Source organism: Nonomuraea montanisoli, from assembly GCF_013363975.1.
GTDB classification, from domain to species: Bacteria; Actinomycetota; Actinomycetes; order Streptosporangiales; family Streptosporangiaceae; genus Nonomuraea; species Nonomuraea montanisoli.
This window is the reverse complement of the sequence record NZ_JABWGN010000005.1, coordinates 312,250-334,613: the sequence shown is the minus strand read 5'-3', so window position 1 is coordinate 334,613 and position 22,364 is coordinate 312,250. Positions and strand designations below refer to the sequence as shown.

Below are 22,364 nucleotides of genomic sequence, written 5' to 3'. Positions count from 1 at the left end.
TCATTCGTCGACCGGAGCCGTACACCCTCCGCTGTCGGGGTGTGTCGTGGGGGGTGGGGGCTTGCCGGGTGGGGTGTAAAAAGGCGCCCAAGACATCCGGACCGGAGGCAAGCGGTCCTGCGTGGGATTCGTTATCCACAATGGGGTACCCATGACATCAACAGGTCTGGGCAAGCGCCTAGGCTTGGGCCATGACAAGCGGGCCGACAAGCGTGCCAGGACTGGCAGCCGAAGAGCGGTGCCTCGTCATGGGCGTGATCAATGTGACGCCCGACTCCTTCTCCGACGGTGGTCTGTGGTTCGGTGAGGAGGCCGCGGTCCGGCATGGGCTGGAGCTGGTCGATGAGGGAGCCGACATCGTCGATGTGGGAGGAGAGTCCACCCGGCCCGGAGCGGCGAGGGTGTCCCTGGAGGAGGAGCTGGCCCGCGTGGTGCCGGTCATCAGGGAGCTCAGCTCGCGCGGCGTGGCGGTCAGCGTCGACACGATGCGCGCCGAGGTCGCCAGGGCGGCCGTGGAGGCCGGAGCGCGTCTGGTCAACGACGTGAGCGGCGGCCTGGCGGACCCCGAGATGCCGCGCGTGGTCGCCGACACCGGCGTCCCCTACGTGGTGATGCACTGGCGCGGCCACAGCGCCGACATGGACTCCCGGGCCGTCTACGCCGACGTGGTGACCGAGGTGCGCGAGGAGCTGGCCAAGCGGGTCGATCTGGTGCTGGCCGAGGGCGTGTCCGAGGAGCAGATCGTGCTCGACCCGGGCCTCGGCTTCGCGAAGACCGCCGCCCACAACTGGGCGCTGCTGGCGGGCCTGCCCCGCCTGACCGAGCTGGGCTACCCGCTGCTCGTCGGCGCCTCCCGCAAGAGGTTCCTGGGGCGGCTGCTGGCCGGCGACGACGGCGCGCCCCGCCCGTTCAGCCGTAGTGACGACGCCACCGTGGCCGTGACGGCGCTGGCCGCACGCGCCGGCGCCTGGTGCGTCAGGGTTCACAAGGTGGCGCCCAACGCCGACGCCGTCCGCGTGGCCGCCGCGTGGGAGAGAGCAGGAGCCGATACATGAGCGTCGACACTGCCGCCATCGAGACGGTCAACCAGGACTTCTACACCGCGATCGAGGCCGGCGACCTCGACCGGATGACCGAGATCTGGGCCGAGGACGCCGCCGACGAGCAGGTGACCTGTGTCCACCCGGGCTGGTCCCTGCTGACCGGGCGCTCCGAGGTGCTGCGTTCCTGGGCGCTCATCATGGCCAACACCACCTACATCCAGTTCGTGCTGACCGACGTGAGCACGACCGTGCTGGGCGACGTGGCGGTCCTCACCTGCGTCGAGAACATCCTCACCGCCGGCGACGAGGGTGAGTCGAGCTTCGCCGCGGGCAAGGTCGTGGCGAGCAACGTCTACGTCCGCACCCCGCAGGGGTGGCGGCTGTGGATGCATCACGGCTCACCGGTGCTCCAGGGCGACGACGACGAGGAGGAGGACGGCGAGCTTGAGCACTGACCGGATCACGCTGAAGGGCCTGCGCGCCAGGGGGCGGCACGGGGTGCTGCCCGCCGAGCGGGAGCTGGGACAGGAGTTCGTGGTCGACGCGACGCTGTTCCTCGACCTGGCGCCCGCCGCTGCGGCCGACGACCTCACGCTCACCGTCCACTACGGCGAGCTGGCCCAGGCGCTGGTCAAGGTCGTGGAGGGCGAGCCGGTCGAGCTGATCGAGACCCTGGCGCAGCGCCTGGCCGACGTGTGCCTGGCCGACGACCGGGTCCGCGCGGCCGAGATCAGCGTGCACAAGCCGGCCGCACCGATCCCCTTGCCGTTCGACGATGTGATCGTGACGATCCAGCGGAGCCGCCCATGAGATGCGTCCTGTCCCTCGGCAGCAACCTCGGCCGGCGCTTCGACACGTTGCAGGGGGCCGTCGACACGCTGTTCGACGCTCCGGGCATGGAGTTCGTCGCGGCGTCGCCCGTCTACGAGACCGACCCGGTGGGCGGTCCCGCCGGGCAGCGGCCCTACCTCAACGCGATCGTGATCGCCGAGACCTCGTTGCCGCCCCGCACGCTGCTGGAGCGGGCGCAGAGCGTCGAGAACGCGTTCGGCCGGGAGCGGCTGGAGCGGTGGGGCCCGCGCACGCTCGACGTCGACCTCGTGGTCGTGGGCGACACGGTGTGCGACGACCCCGACCTGACGCTGCCGCACCCGCGAGCCCACGAGCGGGCGTTCGTGCTGGTGCCGTGGTGGCGGGCCGACCCCGAGGCCGAGCTGCCCGGTCACGGCCGGGTGGCCGACGTGCTGGCGGGCCTGGACCAGCGGGGTGTGCGGCTGCGCGACGACCTCAAGCTGCAGAGGCCCGATTGAGGCCGACCCGTCCCGGCGTGCTCGTCGGTCTCGTCGTCGTCGTGGCCCTGCTCACCTGGATGGTGGTGCGGCAGTTCTACGCCGAGTTGCCCATCGTTCCGTGGACCGCGATCCCGACCGTGCTGCTGCTGGCCCTCGGCGAGGCGTACAGCGCCTGGATGACCAAGGCCCGCCTCGACCGCAAGCCGGGCACCAAGCCGGTGGAGCCGCTGGCGGTGGCGCGGCTGGCCGCCCTGGCCAAGGCGTCGTCGTACGTGGGGGCGGTGTTCGGCGGGATGTTCGCCGGGTTCGCGCTGCACACGGTCCAGCTCCTCACGCGGGAGACGCCGCGCGCGGAGTTCTTCGTCGCGACGGGCTCGTTCCTGGCGTTCATGGCGCTCATCTGCGCCGCGCTGTTCCTGGAGCACTCCTGCCGCATCCCCGAGGGCCCCGAGGACACCGACCTCCGTTAGCGCCGGGGCTCATAGGCCGAGGTAGAGCATGACCGCGCGCTCCACCTCGGCCATCTCGTCTCTACCGAGGTAGTAGACCGGCTCGCCGTGGACGAAGGACGTGTCGATCGTGCGGATCTGATCGACGAGGAGTCGGGTCCGTCGCCCACCGAACTCGATCTCAGGCCTGAAGACGGTGGGCTGCGCGCTGCCGGAGGTCGGGATGATGGTGGCGACGGTCCATGACATGTCTGAAGGGCTCACGACGAGACCGAAACGTCTACCTCGCTGCTCATGGCCCCGCTCGGCCTGACCCAGATCTACCCGGTAGATCGCGCCGCGGATCACCAGGCGTCTTCTTCGGTGGACAGGTCCTCGTCGGCGAGCCGTTGCGCGTCGGCGCGGGCCTGCTTGAGCCAGACCTCACGCTCCAGGAGCCGGAGCGCGCGACGGATCACGTCGCTGGTCTTCTCGCCCTCTTCCATGGCGGCCTTGATGATGCGCTCGTCCTCAGGGGTAGCCCGGAAGCCGATGTTCGTCATGCCTCAAGGATGGCCCTCGGGTTCAACTTTTGTCAGGCAATTGTTCGGCGCGGGCGGGGCGGGGACGGCCGAAGAGGTAGAGGACCGGGAGCGTGCAGATCAGCGGCCCCAGGACGGCGATCGGGCGCTCCAGCCACCACTTGAGGTCCGGCGGCACCTTCCCGCCCAGCGTGCCGAACAGCCACCACGACACCCCCAGCGCGATCGCCATCCCCGTGGTGTGGAAGAGGAACAGCGGCAGCGCGAAGCGGTTGATCGTGTCGTTGACGCGCCGCCAGCCCGGCCGCTCCAGGACCCGCTCCATCGACGGCCGCAGCACCTCGACCAGCCCGATCTGGAAGATCAGCAGGGCGACGATGACGAACGTGGGCGGCGCCATGTTCGACCACTTGTCGCCCGGCACGCCCACCATGGATCCCGGGTAGATGCCGGAGTAGACCAGGCCGAACAGCGCGAACAGTCCCGTCCACAGCACGCCCACGTCGTAGCGGCGGGGCAGGATGACGATCCGGTCGTAGAAGAAGCCGGCCTGGTGGGCGAGGCCCCAGACCACGATCATGTTGAGCCAGCCCGCCCACTCCATGCCGTAGCGGAAGCGCACCACGTCCACGACCAGCGCCGCGCCGCCGAGCCAGATGAGCGCCAGCACGTCGTAGCGGCGGTGCAGCCACAGCGCCACCGGCAGCAGCGCGATGAGCACGAGGTAGACGCCGAGGAACCACAGCGGGCTCAGCACGAGCAGCACCACCCGCCACATCCAGTCGACCTTGAACACCAAGGTCACGACCGCGCCGACGACCGTCCACGCGCCCGACAGGAAGAGCGCCGGGACGGCCAGCGCGCGGATGCGCCGCCACACGAACGCGCCGATGCCGACGCCGCGCCCCTTGGCCCGCTCCCACGACAGCAGGTGGACGTGCCCGCCGACGTAGAAGAACAGCGGCAGCACCTGGAGCAGCCAGGTGAGGATCCACAGCCCCGAGGTGAACCCGAGCGGGCTGGTCGGCTCGGGCCCGCCGGGCTCCCACTGCAGGATCGTGAACGCCCAGTGCCACACCACGACGACGATGAGGCTGAGGGCGCGCAGCCAGTCGACGTACTTGTCACGGGCGACGGCGGGGGGCGCCTGAGGTTCAGGGGTGGTCACTTGTCGATGTCACCCACGACGAAGAACATGGAGCCGAGGATCGCCACCATGTCGGCCACCAGGTGGCCGGGCAGCATCTCGCGCAGCACCTGGATGTTGTTGTAGGAGGCCGAGCGGAGCTTGAGCCGCCACGGCGTCTTGTCGCCCTTGGAGACGAGGTAGTAGCCGTTGATGCCGAGAGGGTTCTCGGTCCAGGCGTACGTGTGGCCCTCGGGGACCTTCAGCACCTTGGGCAGGCGCTGGTTGACGGGGCCGGGCGGCAGCGAGCGGAGCCGCTCCACGCAGACGTCGGCCAGGTCGAGGGAGACCTTGAGCTGTTCCAGCAGCACCTCGAAGCGGGCATGGCAGTCGCCCGCCTCGCGCGTGACGACCTTCACGGGCAGCTCGGGATAGGCGAGGTACGGCTGGTCGCGCCGCAGGTCGAAGTCCACGCCGGAGGCGCGGGCGAGGGGGCCGCTGACGCCGTACTGCATGATCTGCTCCTGCCGGAGCACGCCCACGCCCTTGGTGCGGGCCAGGAAGATCTCGTTGTGGAGGATGAGGTCCTCGATGTCGGGGACGCGGCGGCGGGTCTCGGCGACCGCCTCCGACACCCGGTCGAGCCAGCCGTACGGAAGCTCCTCCTTCAGCCCGCCGACCCGGTTGAACATGTAGTGCATGCGGCCGCCGGAGATCTCCTCCATGACGGCCTGGATGCGCTCGCGCTCGTTGAAGGCGTAGAAGACCGGGGTGATCGCGCCGAGCTCCAGGGGGTAGGAGCCGAGGAACATCAGGTGGCTGAGGACCCGGTTGAGCTCGGCCAGCAGCGTACGGGCCCAGACGGCGCGGACGGGCGGCTCCATGCCGAGCAGGCGCTCGGCGGCGAGGACCACGCCCAGCTCGTTGGCGAAGCCGGACAGCCAGTCGTGCCGGTTGGCCAGCATGATGATCTGCCGGAAGTCGCGCACCTCGAACAGCTTCTCGGCGCCCCGGTGCATGTAGCCGATGATCGGCTCGGCGGCGGCGATGCGCTCGCCGTCGAGCGTGAGGCGCAGCCGCAGGACGCCGTGGGTGGACGGGTGCTGCGGGCCGATGTTGAGGATCATGTCCTCGGTCGCCAGCTCCTTCGCGCCCGCGCCGATGCCGACCACGCGTTCCGTCATAGGGCCATGCTGCCACCGGCCGCCGTGGTGATCCAGCGCGGGGTGGCGGGCCGTCGTCCCTTGAGCACGGTCAAGGAACGGTATGGAGGCGCATCGTTAAAACTGGACTAGGGGAGATAAAGCGGTATCGGGGGGAGGTATTTCCATGAAGAGAATCGTGTTCGATGTAGCCGCGTTGATCTCACGCGTCCTGATCGGCGTCATCTTCGTGGCTACCGGATTGGAGAAGTGGCAGGCCGGTCTGGGCGCCACGTCCAAGATGTTCGCCCAGAGCGGGGTGCCGCTGCCCCAGCTCGCCGCCGCGTACGCGATGACGGCGGAGACCCTGGGGGGCGTCCTGCTGATCATCGGGCTCGCGGTGCGGCTGGGGGCGCTGGCGCTGCTCGGCGTGCTCGGAGGCGCCTTCGCCTATGTCCACATGGGGCACGGGATCTCCAGCAAGACCGGCGGCTGGGAGTTCGTGGGCGCCCTGGCGGCGGGATGTCTGCTGCTGCTCGCGCTGGGAGGCGGGCGGATCGGCGTCGACGGAGTGCTGTCCGCCTGGTACCGGCGCCGTCGCGCCCAGAAGCAGGCGGCCGTCGCCCCCGCGGGCAAGGCAGCGGCCCCGAAGGCGGCCCCGACGGAGCCCATGTACCGGGGGCCGATCCCGGCCGTGCCGAAGGCACCACCGGCGGAGCGCGCGGCTCCGGCCGAGCCCACGACACCTCGGGCCGAGCCCACGACGCCCCGGGCCGAGCCCGCGACGCCCCGGGCCGAGCCTGCGACACCTCCGGGCGAGCAGACGACGCCCATGCACAGGAGCGCGACTCCAGAAGAGACGGGCGACACGACGCCCCGGCATCCCTACGGTGACCAGGGGCGCCGTCCCGGGGACCTCAACGAGGAGGACATGAGCGACATCGACGCCCTCTTCTCCGAGGACCACCCCACCCGCAAGCCGCCCAACCGCTGACCGCGCAGGGCGGAGGAAGGCGCCCGGCTCAGGACGAGGCGGTGCGGGCGGTCAGGTCGCGAAGGGCCGCGACGAGGCGGTCCACGTGCTCCTCCGTCGTCCCGATCCCGATCGAGGCCCGCACCGCCGAAGCCGTGCCGTCCTCACAGCCGCCGTCGGCCGAACCCAGCAGGTGCCGGACGAACGGGTGCGCGCAGAACTTCCCGTCGCGCACCCCGATCCCGTACTCGCCCGACAGCGCCTCGGCGACCTCGCGCGCCGCGAGCCCGTCCACGGTGAACGACACGATGCCCACGCGCGGGTGGTCCGGCCCCCACAGCGACAGCTCCCGTACGCCCTCGATCGAGGCGAGCCCGGCGCGCAGCCGCGCGATCAGCCGCTCCTCCTCGCGCACCAGCGCGCTCCAGCCCGTGGCGGTGAGCGCGTCGCAGGCGGCGGCCAGCGCGATGGCGCCCAGCACGTTCGGCGTGCCGGCCTCGTGGCGCGGCTCCGGGTCCTCGTGCCACTCGGTGTCGCCGGAGCCGGCCGGGGCGACCGAGCGGACCGCTCCGCCGCCCTTCAGGTACGGCTCGCCCGCCGCCAGCCAGTCGCGGCGGCCGACCAGCACCCCGGCGCCGAACGGCGCGTACAGCTTGTGGCCCGAGAACGCCACGTAGTCGAGGTCGAGCGCCGTCAGGTTGAGCGGCCGGTGCGGCACGAGCTGGGCGGCGTCCACGAGGATGCGGGCCCCGTGGCGGTGCGCGATGTGGGCCAGCGCCGCGATCGGCCACAGCTCGCCGGTGACGTTCGAGGCGGCCGTGACGACGAGCAGCTTGGGCCCGTCGAGGGCGGCCAGCGCCTCGTCGGCCGCGCGGACGGCCTCGCCGGGGAAGGCGGGCGGGGCGAGCCGCACCACCCGCTCCCACGGCAGGAGCGAGGCGTGGTGCTCGGTGTCGAACACGACGGCCGTGGCGCCGGCGGGCAGGCAGCCGGCCAGCAGGTTCGTGGCGTCGGTGGTGTTGCGCGTGAAGAGCACGGCGTCGTCGGGGCGGGCGCCGACGAAGGCGCGGACCGTGTGCCTGGCCTGCTCGTACCGGGCGGTGGTGAGCTGGGAGGCGTAGCCGGCGCCGCGGTGGACGCTGGAGTAGGCCGGGAGCGCGGCGGTGACCGCGGCGCTGACCGGCTCCAGACAGGGAGCGCTGGCCGCGTAGTCCAGGTTGGCGTACCCGACGAGGCGCCCGCCCTTGACCGGCACCTCCAGGTCGGCGCCGAGCACGGCGGGGATCGGGCGGCGGTCGCGCGGCTGCGCCGGCGCGGCGGCGGACTGGGCGGGGACGGTGCCGAAGATGCTCAACGTGGACAAGGCGAACCTCCTGGAGGGCCATCGGACCCCTGGAGCAGCCTCGGAGCCCGCGCTTGCCCGCCACACCTCGTGACGGACCAGGTCTTCACCCGGGGCACCCCGCCGCGGACGCGAGGGTTGCCGGCCAGCTAGCCGGGGCTTGACGCTGGCACTCATGACCTACGTCCCGAACTATAACCGACGCCCCCGGCCGGATCGCAAGCTCGCGAACTTCCCCGGCCCCTGAGTCGTTGGTCCGGGGAAACCCGCAGACCCCGGCGCGAACGTGGAGGTAAGCAGATGCTGGACTGGGTGACCGACCCTCAGATCTGGATAGGGTTCTTCACCCTTGTCGCCCTGGAGATCGTCCTGGGCATAGACAACATCATCTTCATCTCCATCCTCGCCGGCAAGCTCCCGCCCGAGCAGCGCGACCGGGCCCGCGTGATGGGTCTCGCGGCGGCGCTGGTCAGCCGGCTGCTCCTGCTGCTGGCGCTGTCGTGGGTGGTGAGGCTGACGGCTCCGCTGTTCGAGGTGTTCGGCCACGAGATCTCCGGACGCGACCTGATCCTGCTGCTGGGCGGGCTGTTCCTGCTCGCCAAGAGCGTCACCGAGATCGGTCACAGCATGGAGCTGAAGGAGGAGGACGGCAAGAAGCGCGCGGCGACCTCGTTCGTCTCGGTCATCCTGCAGATCATGGTGCTCGACGTGGTCTTCTCGCTCGACTCGGTGATCACCGCCGTGGGCATGGTGGACGAGCTGGGCGTGATGATCGCCGCGGTGATCGTGGCCGTGCTGGTGATGCTGTTCGCCTCGGGGCCGATCAGCCGGTTCGTGGACCGGCACCCGAGCATCAAGATGCTGGCCCTGGCGTTCCTCGTGCTGATCGGCGTGGTGCTCATCGCCGAGGGGCTCGGCCAGCACATCTCCAAGGGCTACATCTACTTCGCCATGGCTTTCTCCGTCATCGTGGAGCTCCTGAACATCAGGATGCGCAGCCGTCACGCCAGGCAGCTCGGGACCTCGGAGGAGCCTCCTAAGATGCAGTAGTGCGCTTTGACCCCCAGAATCCGGTTTTCGTCGCCCACCCGTACGACGTCTACGACGAGCTGCGCCGTACGGCGCCGGTGACCTACTTCGAGCCCACCGACCAATGGCTCATCTCCCGGCACGCCGACGTGAACGCCCTGCTCAGGGACCGCCGCCTGGGCCGGACCTACCTGCACGTGGCCACCCACGAGGAGTTCGGCCGGCGGCCCGAGCCGGACTTCCAGGAGCCGTTCTGGCGGGTCAGCAGGAACGGCATGCTGGAGGTCGAGCCGCCGCTGCACACGCGGCTGCGGCGGCTCGTGTCCAAGGCGTTCACGCCGCGCATGGTCGAGTCGCTGCGCCCCCGCGTGCGGGCGATCGCCGGCGATCTGGTGGACGCGTTCGTGGAGAAGGGCGGCGGCGACCTCATCGCCGAGGTCGCCGAGCCGCTGCCGGTGACGGTCATCGCGGAGATGCTGGGCATCCCCGAGTCCGACCGGCACCTGCTGCGGCCCTGGTCGGCCGACATGTGCGGCATGTACGAGCTGAACCCCTCGCCGCAGGCGCAGCAGGCGGCGGTGCGCGCGGCCGAGGAGTTCGAGGCGTACCTGAAGGCGCTGGCCCGCGAGCGCGCCGCCGCCCCCGGCGACGACCTGATCAGCGCGCTGGCCGGCATCGAGGAGCTGACCGAGGACGAGCTGGCAGGCACCTGCGTGCTGCTGCTCAACGCCGGCCACGAGGCCACGGTCAACGGCACGGGCAACGGCTGGTGGTCGCTGTTCAGGCACCCGGAGGAGCTGGCCCGGCTGCGCGCCGACCGGTCGCTGCTGCCCACGGCGGTCGAGGAGGTGCTGCGCTACGACACGCCGCTCCAGCTCTTCGAGCGGTGGGTGCTGGAGGACATCGAGGTCCACGGCGTGCGCATCCCGCGCGGGTCGGAGGTGGCGCTGCTGTTCGGCTCGGCCAACCGCGACCCCGAGGTGTTCGCCGACCCGGACCGGCTCGACGTGGGCCGGGCCGACAACCCGCACATCTCGTTCGGCGCGGGCATCCACTTCTGCCTGGGCGCCCCGCTGGCCCGCATCGAGATGGTCGAGTCGTTCGGCGCGCTGCTGGACCGGACGAGCGAGCTGGAGCTCGTCAGCGAGCCGTCCTGGAAGCCGGGGTACGTGATCCGCGGGCTGCACTCGCTGGACCTGCGCGCCGCGGCCTGACCCCGAACCGACCGGGGGGCTCAGCGGCGCTGGGCGAGCCAGCCGAAGCCGCCCAGCCCGTGCGGGTCGATCAGCTCGGCCTCCTCCGAGGCGCGCGCCAGCGCCCGGAGGTAGGCCCGCGGATCGCTGCGCGCGAGCTCCAGCGGCGGCCGGGTCCCGGTGATGCCCAGGGACCGCAGCGCGGCGCGTTGTGTGGACAAGGTTGTGGATATCGCGCCGGCGCGCACACCGGCCTCGGCGCACGCGTCGAGCGCGACGTGCGCCGTGATGTCGCAGGTACCGTCGGGGATCGGCGCCACGACGCCCCCGTCGCGGTACCCGGTCAGAGTGCCGCGGGCCGGACGGTTATCCACAGGGTGTGCATAATCCACCGCGACCGCGAGCCCGCCCGCGAGCCGTCCGACGACCGACGCCCAGGCGGCGTCGCGAGGCCGTCCGATCTCGGCGCGCGAGCCCACGCACGGCGGCGGCCACCAGCGGTCGAGCCAGGCCCGGTCCTCGGGGCTCACGGGGTCGCCGAGCCGCTCCTCGCCGGTGCGGGTGTCGACCAGGACCAGCCGCGGCCCCTCCGAGGTCTGCTCGGCGACGTCCATCGGCACGTTGTCGAGCCACTCGTTGGCGATCGCCAGGCCGGTGATCGCGGGCGGCGGCTCGGCCGCCCAGGTGATCGTGAGCGGCAGCCCGAGCGGCCTGGGGGAGAGGTCGACGGCCGTGACGCGCAGCCGCCGGCGCAGCGCCGGCCCGGCCGCCTCCAGCACGTGCCGTACCAGCAGCCCCTCGCCGGCCCCGATGTCGACGAGGTCGAGGGTCTCCGGACGGCCCAGCTCGGCGTCCACCTCGGTCAGCAGCGCGAGCACCGCGTCGGCGAAGGCGGAGCTGGCGCTGACCGAGGTGCGGAAGTGGCCTGAAGGACGTTGGAGGAGGTAGAAGCCGCCCTCGCCGTAGAGCGCGCGCTCCATCGCGGCGCGCCAGGTGAGCCACTTGACCTCATCCTCTCCCCGGAGGGAGGGGATTCCAACCGTCGCCGGATGGTCTTCCTGCTTCATCGCCGGTCGCCCTCCGAGAGGACTCTCGTCGAGGTCTTACACCAGCTCCACAGGCGTTTCAACTCTCCGCCAGCCCGGCGGCGAGCACGTTGCGTGCCGCGTTGACGTCCCGGTCGTGGACCTCGCCGCAGGCGGGGCAGGTCCACTCGCGGATGTTCAGCGGCATCTTGTCGTGCATGGTCCCGCAGGTCGAGCACAGTTGGGAGGAGGGGAACCAGCGGTCCACCGCCACCAGCGTTCGCCCGTACCAGGCCGCCTTGTACTCCAGCATCATCCGCAGATCCCGCCAGGCCGCATCCGAGATGGCGCGGGCCGGCGAGCGGTTCTTGACCATGTTGCGGACGGTCAGGTCTTCCACGGCGATCACTTGATTCTCGCGAACAAGCCGTGTGGTGACCTTGTGCAGAAGGTCTCGGCGCCGATCGGCGATGCGGGCGTACACCTTCGCCACCCGCAGCCGGGCCTTGGCCCGGTTGTTCGATCCCTTCTCCTTGCGAGCAACCACCCGCTGAGCACGAGCCAGCTTGCGCCGGTCGGCCCGCTCGCACGTAAGGTTGGCGATCTTCTCGCCGGTCGAGAGCGTGGCCAGCGCCGTGAGACCCGCATCCACTCCCACCGATCGCTCGACCGGTGGCAACGGCGCGATCTTTTCCTCGACCAGGATGGACACGAACCAGCGCCCGGCCGCGTCCTTCGACACGGTGACCGTGGACGGCTGCGCACCCTGCGGCAGGGGGCGCGACCACACGATGTCCAGCGGCGCGTTCATCCTCGCCAGAGTGAGCTGACCGTCGCGGAAGCGGAACGCGCTGCGGGTGTACTCCGCGCTCGCGCGGGACTTCTTGCGCGACTTGAAGGTGGGGTACCGGGCGCGACGCGCGAAGAAGCTCGCGAATGCCGCCTGAAGGTGGCGCAGCGCCTGCTGCAACGGCACCGACGACACTTCGCCCAAGAACGCCAGCTCCGGCGACTTCTTCCACTGGGTGAGCGCCGCAGAGCTCTCCACGTAGGAGACACGCCGCCCGTGCAAAGTGTAAGCGCGGCTCCGTTCTTCCAGGGCCTTGTTGTAGACCAGGCGCACGCAGCCGAACGTCCGGGCAAGCTCTTCGGCCTGCGCGCGGGTCGGGCAGAAGCGATACTTGTAAGCACGCTTCACGATCTGCGCCATGCTTCACATTCTATCTCGTGATCAGTTAAGTAATGGCGAGATCGACTGTCTCCGCCCTGCTCCGGAGGGGCCCGATTTCTCCTCCTGAAAGCGCGAATCCCCCCAGAGGTAACCGATGAGCGGACCATCTCAGGATCGAGAGATGACACGCACCGTCATTGCGACACTACCCTTTGTCATCGTCTTGCGCTACTCTTTGCCCTACGCCGCCGCGGGCCCAGCGCGGTTGAGCACACATCTTCGCGGGCCCACGGTGCGCCGCCGGGCGCGGCCGGCACGGAGGAGGGGCCGGACGCGCCTGGTGACGCCAGGCGTGCGGAGCTCGGGCGGCCAATGGCGGCCTGCCCGAGCTCCGGTTCCCGGCCGGCCAGTCGGCGGATGGACGGCCAGGAGCGCGCACCTCCAAGGGGCTCGCACACCGGCGCGGTCACCGGGTCGGGTCGGCGACCCGGTGGCCGTGACCGTGCGGGTGGACCCTCTCCTCATCTCTTCCGACAGGAGATACGCTCACATTTGTCTTCCCTTGTCCCAATTGTCGCTAACTCAACATGCGGCAAAACCCCGGTCACGTCGGCAGTGACGCCCGGCCGTTACGCTGGTCGGCAGGCCATCAGGTCGACAGGGGTGGGAACGCATGGACGCAGGCGAGCGCCCGGCACGGCTGGCCGTGGGCGTGCTGGGAGCAGGCAAGGTGGGCTCCGCGCTCGGCGCCGCGCTGGCACAGGCCGGACACCGGATCGTCGCCGCCAGCGGGGTCTCCGACGCCTCGCAGCGCTGGGCCGCCGAGCGGCTGGGCGTCACGCCCTCGCCGCCCGACGAGGTCGTCGCCGCGGGTGAGCTGATCCTGCTCACCGTGCCCGACGACACGCTGCCCGACCTGGTCGCCGGTCTCGCCCAGGCGGGCGTCGACCTGCGGGGCAAGCTGCTCGTCCACACCAGCGGCGCGTACGGGCTGTCGGTGCTGGAGCCGGCGTCGCGGGCCGGGGCGCTGCCGCTCGCGCTGCACCCCGTGATGACGTTCACGGGCCGTGACGACGACCTCAACCGCATCACCGGCTGCTCGTTCGGCGTGACGTCCCCCGACACGCTGCGGCCCATCGCCGAGGCGCTGGTGATCGAGATGGGCGGCGAGCCGGTCTGGATCGCCGACGCCGACCGCGCCCTCTACCACGCGGCCCTGGCCGGGGCCGCCAACCACATGGTCACGCTCATCGCCGAGTCGTCCGAACTGCTCCAGCGCATCGGCGTCGAGCACCCGGGCCGGATGCTCGGTCCGCTGCTCGGGGCGGCCCTCGACAACGTGCTCCGGCTCGGCATCTCCGGCCTGACCGGGCCGGTCGTGCGCGGCGACGCGGGCACCGTGCGCCGCCACGTCGACGCGCTCATCCTGGCGGCGCCCGAGGCCGCCGACGCCTACGTCGCGCTGGCCCGGCTGACCGCCGACCGCGCCCTCGCCGCCGGACTGCTCAAACCCGAGGAGGCCGAGCGCCTGCTCGACGCGCTCGGAGGGAACATATGGACGTGACCGTCGCCGGTGACCGCATCGACCTGGCCAAGGCCCGCGGCGAATGGCCCGCCGGCGAGCGCGTGGCCCTGGTGCCGACCATGGGCGCGCTGCACGAGGGGCACCGCTCGCTCATGCGTGAGGCGCGGGCGCGGGCCGACCGGGTCATGGTGAGCATCTTCGTCAATCCTCTCCAGTTCGGGCCGGGCGAGGACTTCTCGCGCTATCCCCGTACGTTCGACGCCGACCTGGAGGTGTGCCGGGCCGAGGGCGTCGACGTGGTGTTCGCGCCGTCCGCCGAGGCCATGTACGGCCCCGACCGGCAGGTGAGCGTGTCCTCCGGCGCGATGGGCGAGGTCGTCGAGGGCGCCAGCCGTCCCGGCCACTTCGACGGCGTGCTGACCGTCGTGCTCAAGCTGTTCAACCTCGTCCAGCCGCACGTGGCCGTCTTCGGGCAGAAGGACGCGCAGCAGCTCGCCCTGATCCGGCGCATGGTGCGCGACCTCGACGTGCCGGTCGAGATCGTCGGCGCGCCGACGGTCCGCGAGCCCGACGGCCTGGCCCTGTCGAGCCGCAACCGCTACCTGTCCGAGGCCGAGCGCGGCTCCGCCCTGGCGCTGTCGCGGTCGCTGCGGGCGGGGGCGGCCGAGAGCGCGCCGTCGCGGATCCTCGCCGCGGCGCGGGCCGTGCTCGACGCGGCGGCCGCGCGGATCGCGCTCGACTACGTCGTGCTGGTCGACCCGGCCACGTTCACCCCCGTGGACGAGGCGTACACGGGGGAGGCCGTGCTCGCCGTCGCCGCCAAGGTGGGGAACACCCGCCTGATCGACAACATGGTTCTCACGCTGGGCGGCCGCGAGGATCACGTCGGCTGAGGAGCAGTTCGCGTCGTCGCCTCATGACGACCAGGAGGCCCGCGCCCACCGCCCCGCCGCCCTGCCTTCCGCCTTCGCCTCCCGCGCCCCGAGCCTCCCGCGCCCCGAGCTGCCGCGCCCCGAGCTTGCCGGGCCCCCGAGCTTGCGGCGCCCCGGGACGCGTCGGGTTCGCCTCTCTGAGCCGTCGCGCACCTTTCCGGTCTTTCCGTGCAGCCGCGCCCCGCGACGCCCTTCCGTGGCCGGGGCCGGGTTGTCGCGAGCCCCGGCGTTCGTGGCACCCCGCGGGCGGCGCATCTCCGCGGAGGCGTTATCGTCATTCTGACGAAATCGCCCAGTGCGAGGAGATCCCATGAGTACTCCGCCGATCCCCCTGCGGCTCACGGCGCCGGCTCCCGGTTGGGAGGTCGAGGCGGACGTGGTCGTCGTCGGCTCCGGCGTCGCCGGCCTCACGGTGGCGCTCCGCCACGCCGAGCTCGACCCCGCCGCCAAGGTCCTCGTCGTCACCAAGGACGTTTTGTCCTCCGGCTCCACCCGCTGGGCGCAGGGCGGCATCGCGGCCGTGCTCGACCCCGCCGACACCCCGGAGGAGCACCTGAGCGACACCCTCGTCGCCGGTGTCGGCCTGTGCGACGTCAAGGCCGTCCGGACGCTCGTGACCGAGGGCCCCGGCGCGCTGCGGCGGCTGATGGCGCGCGGCGCGCGCTTCGACCGGACCCCCGACGGCGAGCTCCAGCTCGGCCGCGAGGGCGGTCACCGGCGCGACCGCATCGTCCACGCGGGCGGCGACGCCACCGGCGCCGAGGTGCAGCGCGCCCTGGCCGAGGCGGTCCGCGCCTCCTCCTCGATCGAGGTCATCGAGCACGCCCTGGTCCTCGACCTGCTCAAGGATGCGCGGGGTCGGGCGGCCGGCGTGACGCTGCACGTCATGGGCGAGGGCGCGCGCGACGGCGTGGGCGCGGTCCGGGCCGGCGCCGTGGTGCTCGCCACCGGCGGCATGGGACAGGTGTACGCGGCCACGACCAACCCCGTCGTCTCCACGGGCGACGGCGTGGCCTTGGCGCTGCGGGCCGGCGCCGTGGTGCGCGACCTGGAGTTCGTCCAGTTCCACCCCACGGTGCTCTGGCTGGGCCCGGACTCCACGGGCCAGCAGCCGCTCATCTCCGAGGCGGTACGCGGGGAGGGCGCGTTCCTGGTGGACCACGAGGGCGACGCGTTCATGCGGGGCGTCCACGAGCTGGCCGACCTGGCGCCGCGCGACATCGTCGCCAAGGCCATCACCCGGACGATGATCCGGACGGGCCGCGACCACGTCCACCTGGACGGCCGGCACTTCGGGGCCGACATGTGGGCCACGCGCTTCCCCACCATCCTCGCGGCCTGCCGCGAGCACGGCATCGACCCGGTCACCGAGCCGATCCCGGTCGCACCGGCCGCGCACTACGCCAGCGGCGGCGTCCGCACGGACCTGTCCGGTCGTACGTCCGTGGAGGGGTTGTACGCGTGCGGCGAGGTGGCCTGCACGGGCGTCCACGGCGCGAACCGGCTGGCCTCCAACTCGCTGCTGGAGGGCCTGGTGTTCGCCGAGCGGATCGCCGCGGACATCCACGCGACGGCCGCCGCCCGCCGCGCCCACGCGACCCCGCCGGCCGACTCCGACAGCGCGGTGCCGTCCGGGCTGGTGGATCCCCGGGTGCGGGCGCGGGTCCAGGCGCACATGAGCCGCGGCTCCGGCGTCCTGCGGGAGCGCGAGGCCGTGGCCGCCACGGCCCGCGCGCTGCGCGACGCCCGCTGGACCCCGGTCGAGGTGGCCCCCTGCACCGAGTCGTGGGAGGCGACGAACCTGCTCACGGTCGCCACCGTGCTCACCGCCGCGGCCGCCGCCCGGCTGGAGACGCGCGGATCCCACTGGCGCGAGGACTTCCCCGACAGCGACGACGACGAATGGCTGGGCCACCTGGACGTGACCCTGACCGAGGAGGGCCCGAGGATGACCTACACCCCGCACGCCGACGGGCTGCCGCCGCGCCTGGCGCAGGAGCTGGCCGCCGCCGGGCTCGACCCTGACGAGCTCGACGCCCTGGTGGACCGCGCGCTCGTCGAGGACCTCCAGGAGGCCGGCGACGTGACGAGCCTGGCCACCATCCCGGCGGACGCCCGCGCCGTCGCCGACGTGGTGGCCCGCGCCGACGGCGTCGTGGCCGGCCTGGCCGCCGCCGAGGCCGTGTTCGCGCGGCTGGGCGCCACCCGTACGGAACGGCGGGCCAAGGACGGCGAGCGCGTGCGGCGGGGCGACGTGCTGATGACCGTGGAGGGCCCGACGCGCGGCCTGCTGACGGCCGAGCGCACCGCGCTGAACCTGCTCACCCACCTGTCCGGGATCGCCACGCTCACCGCCCGGTGGGTGGAGGCGGTCAGCGGCACCCGGGCGCGCGTGCGCGACAGCCGCAAGACGCTGCCGGGCCTGCGGGCGCTGGAGAAGTACGCGGTGCGCTGTGGCGGAGGCGTCAACCACCGGATGTCCCTGTCGGACGCCGCCCTGATCAAGGACAACCACGTGGTGGCCGCGGGCGGCGTGGCCGAGGCGTTCCGCGCGGTCCGCGAGCGGTACCCGGACCTGCCGATCGAGGTGGAGGTGGACCGCCTGGACCAGATCGGGCCCGTGCTGCGGGAGGGCGCCCGGGAGATCCTGCTCGACAACTTCACCGTCGAGGAGATCGCCAAAGCCGTACAAATAGTTCAAAATCAGACGAGTAACACGAGCGAGCCGAGTATTCAGGCGAGCACGGATCGAACGACGGAGAGCGGTCAGGTGAAGCTGGAGGCTAGCGGCGGCCTGACGTTGGAATCGGCGCGGCACGTGGCCGAAACTGGCGTGGACTACCTTGCGGTGGGAGCGCTCACCCATTCGGCGCCGGCCCTGGACATCGCACTGGACCTACGGGGGTAAACGGATGCTGCTCACGATCGACGTCGGCAACACGCACACGGTGCTCGGTCTGTTCGAGGGTGAGGACGTGATCGAGCACTGGCGGCTCGCCACCGACGCGCGCCGCACCGCCGACGAGATCGCGGTCGTCCTGCAGGGGCTGCTCACGCAGTCGCCCCTGCTCAAGGGCGCCGACATCAGCGGCATCGCGATCTGCTCCACGGTCCCCAGCGTGCTCAACGAGATGCGCGAGATGTGCCGGCGCTACTACGGCGACGTGACGGCCGTGATCGTGGAGCCCGGGGTGCGCACGGGCGTGCCGGTGCGCATGGACAACCCCAAGGAGGTCGGCAGCGACCGCATCGTCAACGCGCTCGCCGCCATCGACCAGTACGGCGGCCCCTGCATCATCGTCGACTTCGGCACCGCGACCTCGTTCGACGCGGTGTCGGCCAAGGGCGAGTACGTCGGGGCCGTCACCGCGCCCGGCATCGAGATCTCCGTCGACGCGCTGGCGGCGGCCGGCGCCCAGCTCCACAAGGTCGAGCTGGTCCGTCCCCGCTCGGTCATCGCCAAGAACACCGTCGAGGCGCTCCAGGCGGGCATCATCTACGGCTTCGCCGGCCAGGTGGACGGCATCGTCGAGCGGATGGCGGCCGAGCTGGCCGACGACCCCGACGACGTGACCGTGGTCGCCACCGGCGGGCACGCGGCGCTCGTGGTCAGCGAGTCGCGCTCCATCGACGTGCACGAGCCGTGGCTGACCCTCATCGGCCTGCGGCTCATCTACAACCGCAACGCCGGCTGACGACGGGCGCGCACCCGCAGGCCGGCCGGCCACGTGAACAAGCGGCCCCCCGCTCGGGAAGGGGGCCGCTTGAGCGTGTGGTGCACCGGGCGCCGGTTACTCGTCCTCGGCGGTGTAGATGTACTCCCAGCGGCTGCACTTGGTCGGGGACGAGCCGTGCTCCTCGATCTGGCAGACCTTCACCCGCACGCCGGTGGAGTCCTCGGTGTGGAAGCTGAACCGCTTGAAGCCGGGGAAGCCGCAGTACTTCTTGCTGTAGGCCGGCGACCAGTCGTGGTCGAAGTCGCTGGACTCGAACTTCACGTACGCGCACTTGCCGCCCTCGTCGGAGTCACGGTCGTCCAGGTCGAAGAGCCGGCCCCTGACGTCCACGGTGTTGGACTCCTGGTCCTCGTCCCAGTCGACGTTGATCCAGCCGTCGGCCTTGGCGAGGTGGTTGCGCGAGAACACCGGGCCCCAGGAGTCGCTGTCGCGGTGCGCCGCGGAGGCGGTGGTGGCGCTCGCCGCCGTCGACATCGACAGCGCCAGGGCGGCGGTCGCCGCGGCGGCCAGGACACCGGTCGCGATCTGCTTGATCATGATCTCTCCCTGAGCTCTCTCCCCGGGCCGGCTCCCTGCCTGGCCCCCCCTGAGCTCTTGGGTCATGGGTAACGCGGAGGTCTTGCAGAGCTGTTGCAGTGGAACTGCAACGAACCGACGAGCCCTTGCAGTTCGCCATATCCCCTACTCTTTGATGCTGTGAGCGACGAACTTCCCGAGCAGATGCGCATCCGGAGGGAGAAGCTCGACCGCCTTCGCAGCGAAGGCGTCGACCCCTATCCGGTGAGCTTCCCGCGCACGGCGACCAACGCCGAGGTCAGGGCGACACACGAGGGCCTGGAGCCCGACACCGCGACCGGTGAGCAGGTCGCGGTCGCGGGCCGCGTCATGCTCAACCGGATCGGCGGGAAACTCTGCTTCGCCACGCTCCGCGACGGCAGCGGCGACCTCCAGGTGATGATCTCGCTGGACCGCGCCGGCGAGGAGTCGCTGGCCGCCTGGAAGCGCGACGTCGACCTGGGCGACCACGTGGGCGTGATCGGCGAGGTGATCACCTCCCGCCGCGGCGAGCTGTCGATCATGGTCGAGAGCTGGCAGATCACCTCGAAGTGCCTGCGCCCGCTGCCGGAGAAGCACGTCGGCCTCACCGACCCGGAGGCGCGGGTCCGTCAGCGCTACGTCGACCTCATCGTCAACGACGAGGCGCGCGAGATGGCCCGCATCCGCAGCGCCACCGTGCGCGCGGTGCGCGACTTCTGGCACGAGGAGGGCTACCTCGAGGTCGAGACGCCCATGCTGCAGCCGATCCACGGCGGCGCGGCGGCCCGGCCGTTCAAGACCCACATCAACGCCTACGACATGGAGCTCTACCTTCGCATCGCGATCGAGCTCTACCTCAAGCGGCTGGTCGTCGGCGGCATCGAGAAGGTCTTCGAGGTCAACCGCAACTTCCGCAACGAGGGCGCCGACTCCACGCACAACCCCGAGTTCACCATGCTCGAGGCGTACGGCACCTACCTCGACTACAACGACATGGCCGACCTGACCCAGCGGATGTACCAGAAGGCCGTGGTCGCGGCGCTGGGCACCTCGGTGGTCGTGCACGACGGCGTCGAGGTCGACCTCGGCATCCCCGAGTGGCCGCGCATCACCCTGTACGGCGCCGTGTCGGAGGCGGTGGGCGAGGAGATCACCACCGAGACGCCGATCGGTCGCCTGCGCGAGCTGGCCGACAAGCACGACGTCCACCACGACCCCAAGTGGGGGCCGGGCAAGCTGGTCCAGGAGCTGTTCGAGGCGCTGGTGGAGCACACGCTCATCCAGCCGACGTTCGTCATGGACTACCCGCTGGAGACCTCGCCGCTGACCCGTCAGCACCGCGACAACCCGCTGCTGACCGAGAAGTGGGACCTCATCGGGTTCGGCACCGAGCTGGGCACCGCCTACTCCGAGCTCATCGACCCGGTCGAGCAGCGCCGCCGCCTGGTCGAGCAGTCGCTGCTGGCGGCGGGCGGCGACCTGGAGGCCATGCAGCTCGACGAGGACTTCCTGCAGGCCCTGGAGTACGCGATGCCGCCGACCGGTGGCATGGGCGCCGGCATCGACCGGATGGTCATGGCGTTCACCGGCAAGAACATCCGCGAGACCATCCTCTTCCCGCTGGTCAAGCCCAACCGCTGACGGCCTTCCCGTCGTCCCGCCGCACCTGGTGGCGGGACGACGGGGGGGCGACCGTGCCTGTGATCGCCCCGGGCCGCCGTGCCGCGGTGGCCGCGGAAAGGCCGGCCGGAGTACGGGTCGCGCGCAATTGCGGGATCGTGCCGGACGAAATGCGGCGCCCCGCGACCGCGTCAGGAACCTTTGTGAGGCCCTGTAAGGGCTGCTGTGATCGCGCAGCGTGCCCCGAAGTGCCGACATCCGCCGAGTCCCCCACATACAACGGATCAAGTCAATGGCGGCCGTCAAGTGCCACGATTATCGCGCTTGACGGCCTTTCCCGTATGCGTTTAACGTCTGCGGAGCGAACAGCTTTGCACGGGCCGACGATGACTCCGAGACTGCTGTTGGGGGGAGGGCTCCCGATGGATGTGCTCACCGAGCAGGTTGAGCTTAGCCACGCCGATCTAGCCTTGCTGGCGGAGCTTGCCAAGGGAGTCACCGTCGATCGGGTGGGCAGACGTCTCGACATCAGCGGGCGCACCGTACGCCGGCGGCTGCGCGGCATCTGCGACCGCATAGGCGTCGCCACGGCCATCGAGGCCGTGGCGTGGGCCGCCCGCCGCCAGCTCATCTGACGCCGCCCGGCCCGCCATCTCGACGGCTCAGTCGGCGACGCGGACGGCTCCCACGAACGGCCGGTTGACCAGCGACGCCACCCTGACGACGTCACCCGTGCGCGGCGCGTGGACCATCATGTTGCCGCCGATGTAGATGCCGACGTGGTGCAGGTCGCCGTAGAAGAAGACCAGGTCGCCGGGGCGGAGCTGGTCCCTGGAGATGTGCCGGCCGGCGGTCCACTGGCTGCCGGTGTAGTGCGGCAGCGAGATGCCGACCCGCTGGTAGGCGGCCATGACCAGACCTGAGCAGTCGTACGAGCTGGGCCCCTCGGCGCCCCACACGTACGGCTTGAGCTGCTGCGAGAGGGCCCACCGGGCCGCCGCGGCGGCCTTGCCCTCGCCCGCGATCGGCAGGGCGACGCGCTGGGCGCGCGTGCCGGGACGCCCGGCCTCGCCGATCGCCCGCCTGAACAGGTTGCTCTCCACCTTGGCCACCAGCTTGACGATCTTGTCCCGCCTGGTGTCGAGGTCGCTGACGAGCTTCTCGACCTCGTCGATGTGGGCCTTGGCCTCGTCCTTGGCCTTCCTGGCCTCTTCCATGGCCTGGACGACCTGGTTGACCTCGGCGCCCGCCTCCTGCTGCAGTGCGTAGCTGGTGGCGGCCCGGTCGAGGAAGCCGTCGGGGTCGTCGGTGCCCATCATGGCGAGGGCGTGGCCGAGGCCGCCCGTCATGTACTCCTGCTGGGCGAGCTGCCGGGTCCTCGACCGCTTGGAGTCGAGGTCGGCCTCGCTGGTGGCCAGCACCTTCTTGGCCTGCTCCGCCGACTTGCGGGCGTTCTTCAGCTTCTCGCGCTGGCCGTTGTACTGCTCGCTGAGGGTCTCGATCTCGGTGTGCATCGCCTCGACCCGCTTGGACAGCTCCTCCAGGGAGGGCTTGGGCTCGGCGGTGGCGGCTCCGGCCGGGATCACGAAGGAGAGCGCCACCACGGCGGCGCTCAGGACGGCGAAACGGCGCAGGAGCGCCTGTTTCGGGGGGCGGGCATGCCGGCCCGCCCTCGTCCTTCCGCGACCGCGCGTGCGCTTCACCGAC

The 22,364-nt window shown here is 71.3% G+C and carries 22 protein-coding genes, 1 pseudogene and 1 riboswitch; of the genes and pseudogenes, 14 read left to right on the top strand and 9 right to left on the bottom strand.

Annotated features, from left to right (window positions below; genetic code table 11):
* Positions 1-248 precede the first annotated feature (248 nt).
* Genes folP through HTZ77_RS14160 form a run of 5 tightly spaced genes read left to right on the top strand, consistent with a single transcriptional unit; the run spans position 249 to position 2,805 of the window.
* On the top strand, positions 249-1,055 hold the full coding sequence (gene folP, locus HTZ77_RS14180; RefSeq protein ID WP_175590017.1) for a dihydropteroate synthase: 807 nt from the start codon (positions 249-251) through the stop codon (positions 1,053-1,055).
* Complete coding sequence (locus HTZ77_RS14175; RefSeq protein WP_175590016.1) at positions 1,052-1,498, top strand: nuclear transport factor 2 family protein; 447 nt, start codon at positions 1,052-1,054, stop codon at positions 1,496-1,498. Before folP ends, HTZ77_RS14175 begins: the two co-directional genes overlap by 4 nt.
* Positions 1,488-1,853 (top strand): dihydroneopterin aldolase, encoded by a 366-nt coding sequence (gene folB / locus HTZ77_RS14170; RefSeq protein WP_175590015.1) that lies wholly within the window; start codon positions 1,488-1,490, stop codon positions 1,851-1,853. The genes HTZ77_RS14175 and folB overlap by 11 nt, the downstream gene beginning before the upstream one ends.
* On the top strand, positions 1,850-2,353 hold the full coding sequence (folK, locus tag HTZ77_RS14165) for a 2-amino-4-hydroxy-6-hydroxymethyldihydropteridine diphosphokinase (RefSeq protein WP_175590014.1): 504 nt from the start codon (positions 1,850-1,852) through the stop codon (positions 2,351-2,353). The genes folB and folK overlap by 4 nt, the downstream gene beginning before the upstream one ends.
* 17 nt (positions 2,354-2,370) lie before the next feature.
* Complete coding sequence (locus HTZ77_RS14160) at positions 2,371-2,805, top strand: DUF3180 domain-containing protein (RefSeq protein ID WP_328808584.1); 435 nt, start codon at positions 2,371-2,373, stop codon at positions 2,803-2,805.
* A gap of 9 nt (positions 2,806-2,814) precedes the next feature.
* Here HTZ77_RS14160 and HTZ77_RS14155 read toward each other — a convergent pair whose 3' ends face one another.
* The 4 genes from HTZ77_RS14155 to HTZ77_RS14140 are packed head-to-tail and all read right to left on the bottom strand — an operon-like array spanning position 2,815 to position 5,615.
* Positions 2,815-3,132 carry a type II toxin-antitoxin system PemK/MazF family toxin gene (locus HTZ77_RS14155; protein ID WP_175590012.1) on the bottom strand — a complete coding sequence of 106 codons (318 nt, stop codon included), beginning with the start codon at positions 3,130-3,132 and terminating at the stop codon, positions 2,815-2,817.
* Entirely contained in the window at positions 3,129-3,326 is a 198-nt protein-coding gene (locus HTZ77_RS14150; protein ID WP_175590011.1) for a hypothetical protein, read from the bottom strand. The genes HTZ77_RS14155 and HTZ77_RS14150 overlap by 4 nt, the downstream gene beginning before the upstream one ends.
* 22 nt (positions 3,327-3,348) lie before the next feature.
* A complete protein-coding gene (locus HTZ77_RS14145) occupies positions 3,349-4,473 on the bottom strand; it encodes an acyltransferase family protein (protein ID WP_205302612.1) in 1,125 nt (374 codons plus the stop codon).
* The gene (locus HTZ77_RS14140; protein ID WP_175590010.1) at positions 4,470-5,615 is read right to left on the bottom strand and encodes an NADH-quinone oxidoreductase subunit D; all 1,146 of its coding nucleotides are present in this window, start codon (positions 5,613-5,615) and stop codon (positions 4,470-4,472) included. The genes HTZ77_RS14145 and HTZ77_RS14140 overlap by 4 nt, the downstream gene beginning before the upstream one ends.
* A 145-nt stretch (positions 5,616-5,760) precedes the next feature.
* On the opposite strand from HTZ77_RS14140, the gene HTZ77_RS45225 reads away from it, so the two are divergent.
* Positions 5,761-6,567 (top strand): DoxX family protein, encoded by an 807-nt coding sequence (locus HTZ77_RS45225; protein WP_205302611.1) that lies wholly within the window; start codon positions 5,761-5,763, stop codon positions 6,565-6,567.
* Between the two features lie 28 nt (positions 6,568-6,595).
* Here HTZ77_RS45225 and HTZ77_RS14130 read toward each other — a convergent pair whose 3' ends face one another.
* A complete protein-coding gene (locus tag HTZ77_RS14130; protein WP_235994662.1) occupies positions 6,596-7,909 on the bottom strand; it encodes an aminotransferase class V-fold PLP-dependent enzyme in 1,314 nt (437 codons plus the stop codon).
* Between the two features lie 44 nt (positions 7,910-7,953).
* Positions 7,954-8,069, bottom strand: a riboswitch (SAM riboswitch).
* Between the two features lie 119 nt (positions 8,070-8,188).
* On the opposite strand from HTZ77_RS14130, the gene HTZ77_RS14125 reads away from it, so the two are divergent.
* Positions 8,189-8,938 carry a TerC family protein gene (locus HTZ77_RS14125; RefSeq protein WP_175590009.1) on the top strand — a complete coding sequence of 250 codons (750 nt, stop codon included), beginning with the start codon at positions 8,189-8,191 and terminating at the stop codon, positions 8,936-8,938.
* Complete coding sequence (locus tag HTZ77_RS14120) at positions 8,938-10,131, top strand: cytochrome P450 (RefSeq protein ID WP_175590008.1); 1,194 nt, start codon at positions 8,938-8,940, stop codon at positions 10,129-10,131. The genes HTZ77_RS14125 and HTZ77_RS14120 overlap by 1 nt, the downstream gene beginning before the upstream one ends.
* A 20-nt stretch (positions 10,132-10,151) precedes the next feature.
* Here the strand turns inward: HTZ77_RS14120 and HTZ77_RS14115 are convergent, their stop codons facing one another.
* Positions 10,152-11,177, bottom strand: a complete 1,026-nt coding sequence (locus tag HTZ77_RS14115) for an SAM-dependent methyltransferase (RefSeq protein WP_175590007.1) — start codon at positions 11,175-11,177, stop codon at positions 10,152-10,154.
* Positions 11,151-12,345: pseudogene (locus tag HTZ77_RS14110) on the bottom strand (RNA-guided endonuclease InsQ/TnpB family protein); the annotation flags it as partial. The gene HTZ77_RS14115 and the pseudogene HTZ77_RS14110, both read right to left, overlap by 27 nt.
* 634 nt (positions 12,346-12,979) lie before the next feature.
* Between HTZ77_RS14110 and HTZ77_RS14105 the strand changes: the two are divergent.
* The 4 genes from HTZ77_RS14105 to HTZ77_RS14090 all read left to right on the top strand — a co-directional run bounded on the left by HTZ77_RS14105 (position 12,980) and on the right by HTZ77_RS14090 (position 18,458).
* On the top strand, positions 12,980-13,870 hold the full coding sequence (locus HTZ77_RS14105) for a Rossmann-like and DUF2520 domain-containing protein (protein ID WP_175590005.1): 891 nt from the start codon (positions 12,980-12,982) through the stop codon (positions 13,868-13,870).
* Positions 13,861-14,724, top strand: a complete 864-nt coding sequence (gene panC / locus HTZ77_RS14100) for a pantoate--beta-alanine ligase (RefSeq protein ID WP_175590004.1) — start codon at positions 13,861-13,863, stop codon at positions 14,722-14,724. The genes HTZ77_RS14105 and panC overlap by 10 nt, the downstream gene beginning before the upstream one ends.
* Before the next feature lie 349 nt (positions 14,725-15,073).
* A complete protein-coding gene (locus HTZ77_RS14095; protein ID WP_175590003.1) occupies positions 15,074-17,671 on the top strand; it encodes an L-aspartate oxidase in 2,598 nt (865 codons plus the stop codon).
* A gap of 4 nt (positions 17,672-17,675) precedes the next feature.
* Entirely contained in the window at positions 17,676-18,458 is a 783-nt protein-coding gene (locus tag HTZ77_RS14090; protein WP_175590002.1) for a type III pantothenate kinase, read from the top strand.
* 96 nt (positions 18,459-18,554) lie between these two features.
* On the opposite strand, the gene HTZ77_RS14085 is transcribed toward HTZ77_RS14090, so the two are convergent.
* Positions 18,555-19,037 carry a hypothetical protein gene (locus tag HTZ77_RS14085; protein WP_175590001.1) on the bottom strand — a complete coding sequence of 161 codons (483 nt, stop codon included), beginning with the start codon at positions 19,035-19,037 and terminating at the stop codon, positions 18,555-18,557.
* A gap of 159 nt (positions 19,038-19,196) precedes the next feature.
* Between HTZ77_RS14085 and lysX the strand changes: the two genes are divergently transcribed.
* The gene (gene lysX / locus HTZ77_RS14080) at positions 19,197-20,678 is read left to right on the top strand and encodes a bifunctional lysylphosphatidylglycerol synthetase/lysine--tRNA ligase LysX (RefSeq protein ID WP_328808583.1); all 1,482 of its coding nucleotides are present in this window, start codon (positions 19,197-19,199) and stop codon (positions 20,676-20,678) included.
* A gap of 401 nt (positions 20,679-21,079) precedes the next feature.
* Positions 21,080-21,292, top strand: coding sequence for a LuxR C-terminal-related transcriptional regulator (locus tag HTZ77_RS14075; RefSeq protein WP_175590000.1), 213 nt, complete (start codon positions 21,080-21,082; stop codon positions 21,290-21,292).
* Between the two features lie 27 nt (positions 21,293-21,319).
* Here the strand turns inward: HTZ77_RS14075 and HTZ77_RS48185 are convergent, their stop codons facing one another.
* A complete protein-coding gene (locus HTZ77_RS48185; protein ID WP_328808582.1) occupies positions 21,320-22,360 on the bottom strand; it encodes a C40 family peptidase in 1,041 nt (346 codons plus the stop codon).
* Positions 22,361-22,364: the final 4 nt, after the last annotated feature.

Bases quoted from the DNA above. Each gene is read 5' to 3' on its own strand.
- folP (WP_175590017.1), top strand. From the start codon at position 249: ATGGGCGTGATCAATGTGACGCCCGACTCCTTCTCCGACGGTGGTCTG.
- HTZ77_RS14175 (WP_175590016.1), top strand. From the start codon at position 1,052: ATGAGCGTCGACACTGCCGCCATCGAGACGGTCAACCAGGACTTCTAC.
- folK (WP_175590014.1), top strand. From the start codon at position 1,850: ATGAGATGCGTCCTGTCCCTCGGCAGCAACCTCGGCCGGCGCTTCGAC.
- HTZ77_RS14150 (WP_175590011.1), bottom strand. From the start codon at position 3,326: ATGACGAACATCGGCTTCCGGGCTACCCCTGAGGACGAGCGCATCATC.
- HTZ77_RS14140 (WP_175590010.1), bottom strand. From the start codon at position 5,615: ATGACGGAACGCGTGGTCGGCATCGGCGCGGGCGCGAAGGAGCTGGCG.
- HTZ77_RS45225 (WP_205302611.1), top strand. From the start codon at position 5,761: ATGAAGAGAATCGTGTTCGATGTAGCCGCGTTGATCTCACGCGTCCTG.
- HTZ77_RS14125 (WP_175590009.1), top strand. From the start codon at position 8,189: ATGCTGGACTGGGTGACCGACCCTCAGATCTGGATAGGGTTCTTCACC.
- HTZ77_RS14115 (WP_175590007.1), bottom strand. From the start codon at position 11,177: ATGAAGCAGGAAGACCATCCGGCGACGGTTGGAATCCCCTCCCTCCGG.
- HTZ77_RS14105 (WP_175590005.1), top strand. From the start codon at position 12,980: ATGGACGCAGGCGAGCGCCCGGCACGGCTGGCCGTGGGCGTGCTGGGA.
- panC (WP_175590004.1), top strand. From the start codon at position 13,861: ATGGACGTGACCGTCGCCGGTGACCGCATCGACCTGGCCAAGGCCCGC.
- HTZ77_RS14095 (WP_175590003.1), top strand. From the start codon at position 15,074: ATGAGTACTCCGCCGATCCCCCTGCGGCTCACGGCGCCGGCTCCCGGT.
- HTZ77_RS14090 (WP_175590002.1), top strand. From the start codon at position 17,676: ATGCTGCTCACGATCGACGTCGGCAACACGCACACGGTGCTCGGTCTG.
- HTZ77_RS14085 (WP_175590001.1), bottom strand. From the start codon at position 19,037: ATGATCAAGCAGATCGCGACCGGTGTCCTGGCCGCCGCGGCGACCGCC.
- HTZ77_RS14075 (WP_175590000.1), top strand. From the start codon at position 21,080: ATGGATGTGCTCACCGAGCAGGTTGAGCTTAGCCACGCCGATCTAGCC.